This window comes from Nocardia cyriacigeorgica (genome assembly GCF_029868385.1).
Classification (GTDB): domain Bacteria; phylum Actinomycetota; class Actinomycetes; order Mycobacteriales; family Mycobacteriaceae; genus Nocardia; species Nocardia cyriacigeorgica_F.
This window is the reverse complement of record NZ_JARWNX010000059.1, coordinates 155110-168431: the sequence shown is the minus strand read 5'-3', so window position 1 is coordinate 168431 and position 13322 is coordinate 155110. Positions and strand designations below refer to the sequence as shown.

The 13322-nt window shown below is 66.5% G+C and carries 12 protein-coding genes; 3 read left to right on the top strand and 9 right to left on the bottom strand.

Translation table 11 applies throughout. The features are described 5' to 3' along the window. Together QH168_RS20760 and lpdA are read right to left on the bottom strand one after the other, a co-directional pair. Nucleotides 1–564, bottom strand: a 564-nt coding sequence (locus QH168_RS20760; RefSeq protein ID WP_280236414.1) for a hypothetical protein, incomplete at its 3' end; no start/stop codon positions are given. 256 nt (nt 565–820) lie between these two features. Further along, a complete protein-coding gene (gene lpdA, locus QH168_RS20755) occupies nt 821–2224 on the bottom strand; it encodes a dihydrolipoyl dehydrogenase (protein WP_280236413.1) in 1404 nt (467 codons plus the stop codon). A 117-nt stretch (nt 2225–2341) separates the two neighbouring features. Between lpdA and QH168_RS20750 the strand changes: the two genes are divergently transcribed. Together QH168_RS20750 and QH168_RS20745 are read left to right on the top strand one after the other, a co-directional pair. After that, nucleotides 2342–3337 carry an AraC family transcriptional regulator gene (locus tag QH168_RS20750; RefSeq protein ID WP_280236412.1) on the top strand — a complete coding sequence of 332 codons (996 nt, stop codon included), beginning with the start codon at nt 2342–2344 and terminating at the stop codon, nt 3335–3337. 228 nt (nt 3338–3565) lie between these two features. Beyond that, nucleotides 3566–4633 (top strand): NADP-dependent oxidoreductase, encoded by a 1068-nt coding sequence (locus QH168_RS20745; RefSeq protein ID WP_280236411.1) that lies wholly within the window; start codon nt 3566–3568, stop codon nt 4631–4633. Between the two features lie 183 nt (nt 4634–4816). On the opposite strand, the gene QH168_RS20740 is transcribed toward QH168_RS20745, so the two are convergent. Further along, complete coding sequence (locus QH168_RS20740; RefSeq protein WP_280236410.1) at nt 4817–5791, bottom strand: dipeptidase; 975 nt, start codon at nt 5789–5791, stop codon at nt 4817–4819. A gap of 107 nt (nt 5792–5898) precedes the next feature. Here QH168_RS20740 and QH168_RS20735 point away from each other — a divergent pair, with 107 nt between their 5' ends. Next, complete coding sequence (locus QH168_RS20735) at nt 5899–7956, top strand: prolyl oligopeptidase family serine peptidase (protein ID WP_280236409.1); 2058 nt, start codon at nt 5899–5901, stop codon at nt 7954–7956. A gap of 37 nt (nt 7957–7993) precedes the next feature. Here the strand turns inward: QH168_RS20735 and QH168_RS20730 are convergent, their stop codons facing one another. The 6 genes from QH168_RS20730 to QH168_RS20705 all read right to left on the bottom strand — a co-directional run bounded on the left by QH168_RS20730 (nt 7994) and on the right by QH168_RS20705 (nt 13023). Next, the gene (locus tag QH168_RS20730; protein WP_280236408.1) at nt 7994–9043 is read right to left on the bottom strand and encodes an ABC transporter ATP-binding protein; all 1050 of its coding nucleotides are present in this window, start codon (nt 9041–9043) and stop codon (nt 7994–7996) included. Then, complete coding sequence (gene modB, locus QH168_RS20725) at nt 9040–9798, bottom strand: molybdate ABC transporter permease subunit (RefSeq protein WP_432421145.1); 759 nt, start codon at nt 9796–9798, stop codon at nt 9040–9042. Before modB ends, QH168_RS20730 begins: the two co-directional genes overlap by 4 nt. Before the next feature lie 50 nt (nt 9799–9848). Then, complete coding sequence (gene modA, locus QH168_RS20720) at nt 9849–10631, bottom strand: molybdate ABC transporter substrate-binding protein (RefSeq protein WP_280236406.1); 783 nt, start codon at nt 10629–10631, stop codon at nt 9849–9851. Further along, nucleotides 10631–11029: a TOBE domain-containing protein gene (locus QH168_RS20715; protein ID WP_280236405.1), complete on the bottom strand. Its 399-nt coding sequence runs from the start codon at nt 11027–11029 to the stop codon at nt 10631–10633. Before QH168_RS20715 ends, modA begins: the two co-directional genes overlap by 1 nt. A 437-nt stretch (nt 11030–11466) precedes the next feature. Next, entirely contained in the window at nt 11467–11823 is a 357-nt protein-coding gene (locus tag QH168_RS20710) for a DUF4288 domain-containing protein (protein WP_280236404.1), read from the bottom strand. 57 nt (nt 11824–11880) lie between these two features. Continuing rightward, nucleotides 11881–13023, bottom strand: a complete 1143-nt coding sequence (locus QH168_RS20705; protein ID WP_280236403.1) for a helix-turn-helix transcriptional regulator — start codon at nt 13021–13023, stop codon at nt 11881–11883. Nucleotides 13024–13322: the final 299 nt, after the last annotated feature.

The window sequence follows — 13322 nt, the reverse complement described above, 5'->3', positions numbered from 1 at the left end:
ACCGATCGGACCGGCGAAGAACGTCGGCACCACCAGCGGCGCACCGATGATCGCACCCGCCACACAACCGAGCACACCACCGACCAGCGAACCGAGCAACGTGCCCACCGCCGTCGCCAAACCGAACTGCGTAGCGGCCGTGCTCAACGCGGTATTGAAGTCGACCGGTTCATCGGCGGTCGGCTGCAACATCGCCGCAGGTCGAGCGGCCGCCGGATCGGTGCTCGGCGTGAGCACGGCGGTATCGCCCTCGACCCGCGCCGCGATCGGCCATTCCTTACCGTCCTTCAAATAGGTCAGCGGCATCCCCGCCACCAGCCGACCCTGATCGTCGAGCACCTGGAACTGAGAGCCCTGCGTGGTCAGCGAACCCGAATCGGTCCGCAGCACCACCGAGTTGTCGACCACGCTCGCCGTGTAGTGGATACCGGGCAGCACATCGGTCTGCACAGCACTGCCGGGCGCGGGAGCCGCATCGGGTGCGGGCGCGGCACCCGCGCTCGATGCGGAAGCCACCACGGCGGCCAACGCGAGAACGGATACAGCTGCCGACTTTATCGTCATGAATTCGAACACTTTCCTCGAGGTGAAACGAAGGACCCGAACAGCCGCAATCACGGCACCTGAACAGGCGACTCAAATGACATCACGAAATAAATCGAGGAAGCGTATGGGAGATGACAATTAAACGCAGGAAAGCGTCAAGACGGCATAAAGAAACAGGCTGGCCTGGCCTGCCGATGACCGCCGCCCGAATACGGACGACCCGGCGCGGTGCGGTGGCACCGGCGCCGGGTCGGCAGACAGGATCGAGCCGCGATCAGAAGTTGATCATGTGTCCGGCGAGGCCGTGGATGGCCTCTTGCAGAGCCTCGCTCAACGTCGGGTGGGTGTGCACGTTGCGGGCCAGTTCGTTGACCGTGAGGTCCCACTTCTGGGCCAGGGTCAGCTCCGGCAGCAGCTCGGAGACGTCGGGGCCGATGAGGTGGCCGCCGAGCAGTTCACCGTGGGTGGTGTCGGAGATGAGCTTGACGAAACCGGTGGGATCGCCGAGACCGTGCGCCTTGCCGTTGGCGGTGAACGGGAAGGTCGCGACCTTCACGTCGTAGCCCTCGTCGCGGGCCTGCTGCTCGGTGAGACCGAAGCTGGCGACCTGCGGCTGACAGAAGGTGGCGCGCGGCATCATCCGGTAGTCGCCGAGGGTCAGGGTCTCGGCGCCGCCGATGGTCTCGGCCGCGACCACACCCTGCGCCTCCGCGACGTGGGCCAGCTGCAACTTGGCGGTGACATCGCCGATGGCGTAGATGTGCGCCACGTTGGTGCGCATGTGATCGTCGATGGCGATGGCGCCGCGATCGGTGAGCGCGACGCCGGTGGTCTCCAGGCCGTAGCCGTCCACCCGTGGCGCGAAGCCGACGGCCTGCAACACCTTGTCGACGGTGACCGTCTCCACCGCGCCGGACTTGTTGTCCTTGATGCTGACGGTGACCTTGGACCCGTCGTCATCGATGGACTGCACGGCCGCACCGGTGGTGATGGTGATGCCGAGCTTCTTGTACGCCTTGGTGATCTCCTTGGAGACGTCGGCGTCCTCATTGGGCAGCGCGCGGTCGAGGAACTCGACGATGCGCACGTCGACACCGTAGTTCTTCAGCACGTAGCCGAATTCCATGCCGATGGCGCCCGCGCCGACGATCAGAACGGATCCGGGCAGGTCACGGGTGAGGATCTGCTCCTCGTAGGTGACCACGTTGGCGCTCAGCGAGGTGCCGGGCAGCAGCTTGGTGACGGTACCCGTCGCGATGATCACGTTGTCGAAGGTGACGGTTTCGGTGCCGCCATTGCTCAACGCCACCGAGAGGGTGTTCGGGTCGGTGAAGGTGCCCTTACCGTCGTATTCGGTGATCTTGTTCTTCTTCATCAAGAAGTGGACGCCCTTGACCCGGCCGTCGGCGACCTTGCGGCTGCGGTCGAATGCCGCGCCGAAGTCGAAGGACGCCTCACCGGAGATACCGAAGGTCTTCGCTTCCTTGGTGAAGATATGAGCCAGCTCCGCGTTGCGCAGCAGCGCCTTGGATGGGATGCAGCCGACGTTAAGGCACACGCCACCCCAGTATTTCTGCTCGACAATCGCTGTTCGCAGGCCGAGTTGAGCGGCACGGATCGCAGCGACGTAACCGCCGGGACCAGCGCCGAGAACGACGACATCGTAGTGGGAAGTCACGGCACCGAGCCTAACGCGGTTGCTGGAAGTTCACTCGCCTATCCCCCGCAATGGTGAGGGGTATCCGGTTACCCGTGGGTAGAACATCAGCGCCGCACGATGGTTACCGTGGGGGCCGTGGCTACCGGCACCGTCTCCGCTCCGTTGATCCGGCTGGTGCGTGATGCCGCGTTGCGGGTCGGTGTGGCGGCCGAGCAGCTCGCGGGGATTCCCGGCGTCGCCGACGATGAGCTGCGCGGTGAACTCGACCGGGTGCCGATGCCGTCGCTGTTGCGGCTGTGGGAGGCGGTCGCGCGGTCGGGTACCGGCGCCGGGCTCGCGGTTGTCGACGCGGCGCCGCTCGGGCGGCTCAGCACCTGGGACTATCTGATCACCACCGGCGCGACGTTCGCCGATTCGCTGACCGCCGCCCAGCCCTACCACGGGCTGGTCACCGCCGCCACCGAAGGTTTCGACCTGCACCGCGACGGTGAGCTGACCGTGGGATATCGCACCGGTGCCGGCGACCCGGCCGTGGCGGCGGTGGTCAACGAATACGTGCTCGGTTACTATCTGCGCCGCGCTCGGGAAGGGCTCGGCCGCACCGTGATTCCGGCGCGGCTCACCTTCAGCCATCCGGCGCCACGCGAATATCGCACGCTCACCGAGGCATTCGGCACCCAGCGCATCGAATTCGACGCACCGGCCGACACCATCACCTTCACCGCGGCCGACGCCGAGGCACCATTGGCCCGCGCCGATCCGGCCCTGGCGGAACTGCTGCGCAGCCACGCCGACCTGGTACTCGCCGCCGCCCGGCCGATCCCCGGCCCGCTCGACGAATTCCGTACCGCGCTGGCCGCCGCGATCGACACCGGCGATCCCACCCTGACCACCGTCGCCGCCCGATTGGCGATGAGTCCGCGCAGCCTGCAACGCCGCCTCGCCGAACACGACACCACCTGGCGCGCGGAGCTGGACCTGCTGCGTTACCGGCGCGCCGAACAACTGCTGGCCTCCGGCCTGACCACCGCCACTGTCGCGAGCCGGCTCGGTTTCACCGATGACCGCGCCCTGCGCAAGGCGTTTCAGCGGTGGAGTGGAGTGTCACCGGGCACGGTGCGTAATCGCTGACCGCTGCTACCGGACCAGGCACCGGGCGAACAGCCGCCGACCGACCCGACGGCAGACCGGCCCTGTGCAGCGGCACTCGGCGCGTCGACCACGGTTGCGACGCACGCCGACACCATGTCGCGTAAGGACCGGTTCGTGTCAGGCGCGGACCTGGGGCCCGGCCCGAAACCGCCATAGCTTCTTCGTATCCGGACGAACAGTCCGCGGAATACGAGAGAAGGCGCAACCATGTCATCCACCAAGCAGGATCTGCCCACCTCTGCGGTCGCCGGTTCGGCGCCGGACCGGGTGGACCTTCCGACGACGACCCGAGAGATCCGGTTGGCCGCGCGCCCGTCCGGCGTTCCGACCGCCGAGAACTTCGCGCTGGTCTCGACGCCGATCCAGGAACTCGCCGAGGGCCAGATCCTGGTTCGCAACACCTGGATGTCGGTCGACCCGTACATGCGTGGGCGAATGGACGACAAGCCGTCCTATATTCCGCCGTTCGCACTGGATACGGCGTTGGAGGGCTCCGCACTCGGCGAGGTGATCGCATCCCGGTCCGATATCCCTGTCGGCGCGACCGTCACCCATTTCGCGGGCTGGCGCGAGCACGCCGTGATCGATGCCGCGCAGGCAACGCAGGTCGATCTCGGACTGGCCGAACCTCGCCACTACCTGGGCGCGCTCGGCACCACGGGTCTCACCGCGTATGCGGCGCTCACCGATACCGCGCCGGTCCGGCCGGGTGACACGGTGTTCGTCTCGGCGGCGGCCGGTGCGGTCGGCAGCGTCGCCGGACAGATCGCGCGGGTGCTCGGCGCGAGCCGGGTCATCGGTTCGGCGGGCGGGCCCGTGAAGACCGAACTGCTGACGACCGAGTTCGGCTTCGACGCCGCCATCGACTACCGGGCGGGCGATCTTGCGGGTCAGCTGGCGCAGGCCGCACCGGACGGTATCGACGTCTACCTCGACAACGTCGGGGGCGATCATCTGCGCATCGCCGTCGAGGCCATGCGTCCGGGCGGTCGCATCGCGCTGGTCGGCGCGATCAGCGGCTACAACGGCGACTCCGCCCAGCGGGGACCGGATCTGTTCCTGGCCGCGACCAAGGAGCTGACCCTGCGCGGGATGCTGGTGAACAGCTACTTCCCGATCTTCGGCGAGTACATCGCCAAGGCCGCCGCCTGGCTCGCCGAGGGCACCGTGCGAACCAAGGAGACCGTGTACGACGGGCTCGACCAGGCGCCCGCCGCGTTCCTCGGGGTTCTCACGGGCGCGAACTCAGGGAAGATGCTGGTCCGGCTCGGATGAGGCAGATACCGTGGCGGATCCGCGCGGCCGCCAGGGACTTCCGACTGCTCGGCACCGCGCCGCTTCTCGACTCCACGGCCACGCCGGTGCGGCTGACACTCATCGTGCCGACCTCGGTCGCGGCAGTGGATCGTGATGCCCTTCCTCACTCAGCGCTGCGCCAAGTGGACGGCGCGCTGACGTTCAGTCCTGCCAGACCTGCTCGGCGACGCGACGGAAATTGCCGCCGAACACCGCCGCGCGATCGGATTCGGAGAATCCACGGGCGGCGAGCACCTCGTCCAGTCCGGTGACCCCGGACATGCCGAGCAGGTCTTCCGGTGGGGTCCACTGCAATGGGCCCCACCGGGTGTAGGCATCGGAGAACGCGCCGGGGTTGGTGCGGATCTCGTGATTGAAATCGTCGGCGTCGAACGAATAGTCGGAGCCGATGCCGATATGGTCGATACCGAGCAGTTCCGCACCGTATTCGATGTGGTCGGCCATGGCCGCGACCCGTTCGGCGCGCTCGTCGGCACCATTGCGTCCGAGGAAGATCCCGACGCCGTTGACGCCGATGACGCCACCGGTCTCCGCACAGGCCCTCGCCTGTTCATCGGTGATATTGCGCGGATGCGCCCACACCGCATCGAAATTGGCGTGGCTGTAGATCATCGGGGCGGCGGTGTGTTCGGCCAGGTCCAGGCCGGTGCGACGGGAACAGTGTGCTCCGTCGACGAAGACGCCTGCCGCGTTCAACGCGCGCACCAGATCGCGCCCGTAGGCGGTGAGCCCGGTGTCCTCGGTGTCGAGGCAGCCGCAGCCCGCGGCGTTCGCGTGGTTGTAGGTGGGTAGCAGGGAGCGGACGCCGAGATCACGGAATCGGACCACATTGTCCAGGTCGCCGTCGAGTGGGCCCGCATCCTCGAGGTCGAAAGCGAGCGCGATGGTGTCCGTGTCGCCGATCTCGGAAACCTTCGTGACCAGGCGGAACCGCCCGTCGGCCAGGGCATCACGGCGGAACCCGTACAGGAGCGCGAGAGTGTCGGTGCTCGTCTGCGGCGAATAGCCCACGTTCACCGACAGGTAGGTGCCGAGCGGATACCGCGCCAGCTCGGTGATGTCGGCGGTCGGTAGCAGCGGCAGGCAGCTGTGCTGCTCCCATAAGAACGGCGGCACGGCGACCTCCTGGATCGTTCGGCATTCGAGCAGCTCATCCTATGTCTCGGGCGCGGCCGCATCGGGTAGCCGCGTGGTGGTCGTCACCACTGGGCAACAATGTGGGCATGAGCGGCGTTGAGGAAAAGGTGACCGACCCCTATCTGTGGCTGGAAGAGGTGACCGGCGAGGCCGCCCTCGACTTCGCCCGCGCGCACAATGAGGTCGTCGTGGAGCGCTTCGCCTCGACCGACCGGTTCACCGAGTTGCAGCGCCGCATCCTCGACATGCTCGATACCGATACCAAGATCGCCTATCCGGGCCGTCGCGGTAGCTGGCTGTACAACTACTGGCGCGATGCCGAACATCCGCGCGGGCTGTGGCGGCGCACCACCTTCGCCGAATACGCCACCGATACCCCCGACTGGGATGTGCTGATCGACCTCGACGCCCTCGCCGCCGCCGAGGACGAGAACTGGGTGTGGGGTGGCGCGGGCGTGCTGCGGCCCGCGCAGAGCCGCGCGCTCATCTCACTCTCGCGTGGCGGTGCCGACGCCAAGGTGGTGCGCGAATTCGATCTGGAGACCAGGACATTCATCGCACCCGAGGACGGTGGATTCTTCCTGCCGGAGGCGAAATCGCAGATCAGCTGGATCGATATCGACTCGGTGTATGTGGGCACCGACTTCGGCCCCGATTCGCTCACCGACTCCGGGTATCCGCGTATTGCCAAACGCTGGCACCGCGGCACCCCGCTGACCGAGGCGGAGACGGTGTTCGAGGGCGAATCGGGTGACGTCGCGGTCTCGGCGGGCTACGACCGCACCCCCGGCTACGAGCGTCACTACCTGGGCCGCGCCACCGATTTCTTCAACGAAGAGGTGTATCTGCTGGAGGCCGATGGCGGCTGGCGGCATCTGGAGACGCCCTCGGACGCCAGTGAGTCCTGGTACAAGGATTGGCTGCTGATCCGGGTGAAGTCACCGTGGGAGGTCGGGTCGACGACCTATCCGGCGGGTGCCCTGCTCGCGGTGAACTTCGAGGAATTCCTCGCCGGTGGACGGGATTTCGAAGTGATCTTCGAACCCGACACACACACCTCGCTGCACGGCTACGGCTGGACCGAGAACCATCTGCTGCTCGTCACCCTCGAGGATGTGCAGACGAAGCTGTACGTGCTCACTCCGGGAGCCGACGGCTGGCGCCGGGAATCGCTGGCCGACACCCCACCGATGTCGACCACCGGTGTGATGAACCTCGATCCGCTCGAGGGTGGCGACGAATTCATGCTCACCACAAGCGGATTCACCACCCCGACCACACTGCTCGCGAGTTCCGTCGGTGGTGCGACCACCCGCCTCAAACAGGAACCGGGCTTCTTCGACACCGATGGCATCGAGACCGAACAGTTCTTCGCCCGCTCCGATGACGGAACCATGGTGCCGTACTTCGTCATCCGCCACCGCGACCACAAGGATTCGCCGCGACCGACCGTGATGTCCGGTTACGGCGGCTTCGAGGTCTCTCGCACACCCGCCTACAGCGGCGCCTCCGGTATGGGCTGGCTGGAACGCGGCGGCACCTGGGTGATGACCAATATCCGTGGCGGCGGCGAGTACGGCCCCGAATGGCACACCTCGGTGCAGAAAGCCAACCGGCACAAGGTGTATGAGGATTTCGCCGCCATCGCCCGCGACCTGGTCGCCCGCGGTATCACCACCCACGAACAGCTCGGCGCCGTCGGCGGTTCCAACGGCGGCCTACTCATGGGCGTCATGCTCACCCGCTACCCCGAACTGTTCGGTGGCATCGTCTGCCAGGTCCCGCTACTCGATATGAAGCGGTACCACCTGCTGCTCGCGGGCGCCTCCTGGATGGCCGAATATGGCGACCCCGACGACCCGGAGGAATGGGAGTACCTCGGCAAATACTCCCCCTACCAGCACGTCCGCGCCGACGCGCCCTACCCGCCCATCCTGCTCACCACCTCCACCCGCGACGACCGCGTCCACCCCGGCCATGCCCGCAAGATGGCGGCGCTGCTGGAAGAACTCGGGCACAAGGTCTGGTACCACGAGAACATCGAAGGTGGGCACGGCGGCGCGGCCGACAACAAGCAGTCGGCGTTCCAGGCGGCGTTGATCTATGAGTTCTTCACGCAGATGTTGGTGGAGAAGCAGAAGTGATGGTCACGGCAGAACGTCGCGTGCGCGCGGCTACCTGTCAGGCCGGATAGGCGCGGGTCTCGGTGGCTTTCACCGTCGCCCACAGCTGCTGCCCCGGACGTAGCTCGAGTTCGGCGACGGTGGCCGGGGTGATGTCGGCCAGGACCGGTGGGGTGCCGTCGAGCCGGACGCGGGTGGTGTGGGCGTGCTGTTCGATTCCGGTGATCGTGACCGGCCAGCTGTTGCGTGGACTACCGACGGGCTGATGCGGATAGAGGCCGACGGCGTGCGGCGCGAAGGCCACGTACACCGAGCCTTCGGCCGGTTCCGCGATGGTGAGGGCGCCGCCGCCGTCGAGCGTCACGTCCGTGCCCGTTGCGGTGCCGCGGTACAGGTTCAGACCCATGAGATGGGCGACGTAATCCGAGCGCGGCCGGGCCGCGACCTCGGCGGGAGCGCCCTGCTGTACGACGGCGCCGTCCTCGATGATGATCAACCGGTCCGCCAGCACCATCGCATCGAGCGGATCGTGGGTGACCAGCACCGTATGTCCCGGATAGTCGCGCAGATGCTGAGCGAGGTCGGCGCGTACCGCGAGCCTGGTTCCGGCGTCGAGGGCGGCCAGCGGCTCGTCCAACAGCAGCAGCTGAGGTTCGGTGACCAGCGCGCGAGCCAAGGCCACCCGCTGGGCCTGCCCGCCGGACAGGGCGCGGGGCTTGCGGTGGGCGCAGTCGCCGAGACCGACCCGAGTAAGCCATTGTTCGGCGCGTTCCCTGGCGGGTGCGCGTCGCATTCCGCGCGCGCGAAGACCGAACGCGACATTGTCCAGCGCCGACATATGACCGAACAGCAGGTAATCCTGGAAGACGACACCGACCTCACGGTGCTCGGCGGCCACGAACACCGATGGCGGTGTGTCCCAGCGCTTTCCGTCGAGACCCAGATATCCGTCGGTCAAGGCGAGCAGGCCGGCGAGTGCCCGCAACGCCGTGGTCTTACCCGCGCCGTTGGGGCCGAGTAGGGCAACCACTTCGCCCGGCTCCACATGCAGTGGAAGGTCGAGCGTGAACGATCCGCGCCGCACGCGCAGTTCGGCGTCCACCGTCATACCGCACCTCTAATCCAACGCTCCCGCAATGCGACCAGCACACCTACCGATACGGCCAGCAGCACGAGGCTCAGCACGATCGCCGCCGCCGGGTCGGTCTCCAGCGCCAGATAGACCGCGAGCGGCATGGTGGTGGTGCGGCCGGGAAAGTTGCCAGCGAAGGTGATCGTGGCGCCGAATTCGCCCAGCGCGCGCGCCCAGCACAGGACTGTTCCCGCCACCACGCCCGGCAGCACCGAGGGCAGCGTGACCCGGCGGAAGGTGTACCAGCCGCCAGCTCCCAGTGTCGCCGCCGCCTCCTCGAAGCGAGGATCGGCCGCCCGCAGCGCACCTTCCACCGAGATCACCAGAAACGGCATCGCGACGAATGCCTCCGCCACGATCACCCCGGCGGTCGTGAACGGGAGCGAAACACCGAACCACTCGTACAGGTAGCGTCCGATCAGCCCGCGCCGCCCGAGCACCAGCAGCAATGCGACGCCACCGACCACCGGCGGCAGCACGAGTGGCACCGTCACCAGCGCCCGGATCAGTCCGCGCCCCGGCAGGTTCGCCCGCGCCAGCAGCCACGCCAGCGGAATGCCGAACACCAGGCACACCACGGTCGCCGTCGACGCGCACACCAGCGAAAGTCGCAGCGCCTCACCGACTTCGGCGCTGAACAAACGGCTCGGCAGGGCGGCCCACGGTGCCCTGATCAGCAGCCCGATCAACGGCACCACGAGGAAGGCGAGCCCGCACACGGCGGGCAACATCAGCGCGATCGGCCGTCGCGCCCGCACCGCCCGCCGTCGCGCGGAGGTGGTCACGGCGTGTCGAATCCCGCCGCGGTGAAGACCGGCGCCGCCTGTTCCGAGGTCACGAACTCCACGAACGCCGCGGCGGCCGTGGCATTCGGGCCGTTCGCCAGCGGAGCGACCGGATAGTCGTTGACCGCTGTGGACGATTCCGGGAAGTCGATCCCCTCGACCGTCTCGCCCGCGGCCTGCACATCGGTGCGATACACCAGCCCGGCGTCCACCTCACCGAGAGTGACCTTGGTGAGCACCGCCTTCACATCCTGCTCACGGGTATCGGGCTGCGGTGTGATTCCCGCGGACTCGAATACCTTGTCCGCGGCCGCGCCGCACGGCACCTGTTCGGCGCACAATGCGAGCGTCGGCTCGGTCCGGCCGAAATCGGCGAGGCCGGTGATCTGTCCAGGGTTGCCCTTCGGCACCGCGATCTCGAGCCGGTTACGGACGAAGACCACCGGCTCGACGGTCACCTCACCGGTATCGCGGACCTGCTGCATGTTCTTCGGCGCCGCCGAGGCGAACACATCGGCCGGTGCGCCCTGATTGATCTGCTCGGCCAACCCCGAACTCGGGCCGAAGCTGTAGACGACCGTCACCCCTGGGTGCGCGGCTTCGAACTGCTTACCGAGTTCGGTGAACGTCTCGGTCAGCGAGGCGGCCGCGAACACCGTCACCGTGCCCGAGACCTCGTGTCCACCGGCGGACGAGTCGTCCGAACCGCATCCGGCCAGGCCGACCACCAGGGCGGCGGCCGCGATGGCGCCTGCGCCACGCATCATGTGCATCCTCATCAACTTTCCGGTATCTCCACCACGACATGCGTGGACTTCACCGACGCGACAGCGACACTGCCGACTTCCAGCCCCAGCTCGTCCACCGACTCCCGACTCAGCAGCGACACCAGCCGGAACGGCCCCGCCTGCATCTCCACCTGCGCCATCACGGTGTCCTTCACCACCCTGGTCACGATCCCGCGCATCCGATTACGCGCCGACGCAGCGACCGTGACCCCCGGCGCGGGCGCCTCGGCCGTAGACCGCAAGAACTCGGCCAGTTCCCGCCCACTCACCCCCTTACGCCCGTTCTCCAGCTGAATAGAGGAGAGCCGCCCCTGATCAATCCAGCGCCGCACAGTATCGTCACTGACCCCCAGCAGCCCGGCCACTTCACTGATCCGTAGATTCGCCACAGAGCCCATCATATTGCCGCAGTCGCGGGGTTGAAGGTGAATTTGATCCGCAGAGCGGCATAGGTGCCGATCGGCGCCCTCACCGCCGATAGCACGCGATCCGCTCGCCCCGATCTACGGGCGAGTCCGGCGCTGGGACGGCGCGGCCCCTCACGTCATCGAACGGCCACACATCAGACACCTCTCCTCGAACACCAGATATTTTCGAGATTTGATACTCATATGCGGATATGTCCGCGTTCTTTCACCGCAATTGCCGAACTATCACATAGCCCTCACGCGCGGTCGTCACATACTGTGCGTCCCCGGCCATCGGGCGCGGGTCGATCCATGGAGATCCCGCTTCGGCACCTGGTCGGAGACAGGATGCGCACCCCGGAGCAGAGCGCCATGGAACTACTGCCACACGACCACCGGGCCCGCTGCTCGTTCCACACCTATGCCAATGGGTCCTTACCCCCGAGGAACATCTCGAAGGACCTGTAATCGTCGACGCTGGAGAAGTGTCGCGAATACAGATCGACGGTGCCATCCGAATCCAATGACTCCGTAGCCTCGTTCACATCGACCACCGCGTAGAGCCTGACGAAGCTGCCGCCCTCGGACTCGTACACCTCGTTCCGCACATGACGTTCGGCCAGCTCGCGAGCCTGCTCGAGATTCTCCGCCCATACGAGCACGAAATCCTCGCGGTAGAAGACGCCCTGGCCACCACGTTTGCCCAGTTCGTAGACGATCAATGCGATGTAAGCTTTGCGGCTGTTCGACGAGCTGTTGTCACGCGGGTCGGTCACGGCTCGATTGTCCATCCACGGCCGAATTCTAGATGCCACACCGCGCCGTGACACTGTTCAGTGAGACTCGGCGCCTGCGGATTCCACACCGCTGATCTCCCCCATCAGCATGCGCAGGGTGAGCGAATGCTTCTCCGGGGGAAGCGCTTCGAGAGCTGCGCGGGCATGCCGTATGCCTTCGCTTCGGTCGCCCGCTCGGACCAGCATCAGGCCACGGTGCATTTCCAGGTGGGTGGCGAAACGTGGTAGTTCCGGTGGTAGGTCCGCGCGGGCGTTCTCCTGCGCTTCGATTGCGAGCTTCTCGTCGCCGAGACGGGCGGCGAGTAGGGATAGGAAGACATTCATCCGCCACCACGGCACCGCGTAGTCCGAGGTCTGCTCCTCCGAGTACGACACATCGAACTCACGTCGCCCGATATGGATCAGCTCATACGCAGTGGCTCGGTCACCGGATATCGCCGCCGCGTGAGCCTTTCCCCAGATGGCGTTCAGTCTGCCCAGACTGTGCTGCCCGGAGATGGCGAGCGCCTGGTCGGCGAAGTCGTGCGCGGTCGGGAGCAACGCACCTTCGTACCCCAGCGCGATCGCGGCGCGCCCACGCACCCAGATCCGAATACCGAAGTCATCGGACCGATCAGCAGCCTCCGCCGCCATCCGGTACCACGAAATCGCTTTCCTACCATCGCTACCCGGATAGGTCTTGGCGAACAACGTCATCAGCCGAGCCGCAACCGCCCACATACGCGGAGAATCCAACTGCTGTTGCAGTACGACCAGATCGGCGGCCAGCCGCTGCTGGATCTGGGCTGCTCCCTGGCTCATATAGTCCGATCCGTATCGCGCCAATGTCGCTTCCCATTCGTCCACGGTGGGACCACTGGCATGGAGGCGAGCAGAGAATCCGCGCGACAGGAGATCAGACGCCACGACCGGAGCTACCGATGTCGCCGCCAGATGGGACAAGAACTCGCGACGGTTCACATCGGTCTCCAATAGTTCCAACGGGCAATCCAACACCGCCGCGAGGTGCCGCAGCCAGAAGTTCGAGGGCTCGGTCTTGCCCGATTCCCAATGTCGCGAGATGTATTCGCGGGTCATATTGCATCCCGACGACCTCGACAGCTCGCCCGCGAGCCTGCCCTGACTCCACCCCTTGGCGGCACGAAGCTGTTTGATCAGTCGACCCGTGTCCGCTGACATGGCATCAAGACTGCCACCGTTGTCGGCACCGCGCACCGTCGCGGACAGAATGCCACTCCCATGCCACTAGCGGTGGTACGTCCCAGTCGCAGCGCAGACTCCGACAGCCCTTGCCACCCTCCTACCACTCGTGCGGCGCCTGGTTCAACCGGGAGCCTGAATGGACGCGCCGATCGCCGCCGAGATGTGGCTTCGGCGAGGCGCCGAATGCTCTGCCGACATCAGCATGGACCGACAAGGAGCTTTGATGCGTTTCGGAAGAAGCACAGCCGAACTGGCGGTGTTGAGTGTGCTCGGAG

Bases quoted from the DNA above. Each gene is read 5' to 3' on its own strand.
- QH168_RS20705 (WP_280236403.1), bottom strand. From the start codon at position 13,023: ATGTCAGCGGACACGGGTCGACTGATCAAACAGCTTCGTGCCGCCAAG.
- QH168_RS20745 (WP_280236411.1), top strand. From the start codon at position 3,566: ATGTCATCCACCAAGCAGGATCTGCCCACCTCTGCGGTCGCCGGTTCG.
- QH168_RS20735 (WP_280236409.1), top strand. From the start codon at position 5,899: ATGAGCGGCGTTGAGGAAAAGGTGACCGACCCCTATCTGTGGCTGGAA.
- QH168_RS20730 (WP_280236408.1), bottom strand. From the start codon at position 9,043: ATGACGGTGGACGCCGAACTGCGCGTGCGGCGCGGATCGTTCACGCTC.
- modB (WP_432421145.1), bottom strand. From the start codon at position 9,798: ATGTTGCCCGCCGTGTGCGGGCTCGCCTTCCTCGTGGTGCCGTTGATC.
- modA (WP_280236406.1), bottom strand. From the start codon at position 10,631: ATGAGGATGCACATGATGCGTGGCGCAGGCGCCATCGCGGCCGCCGCC.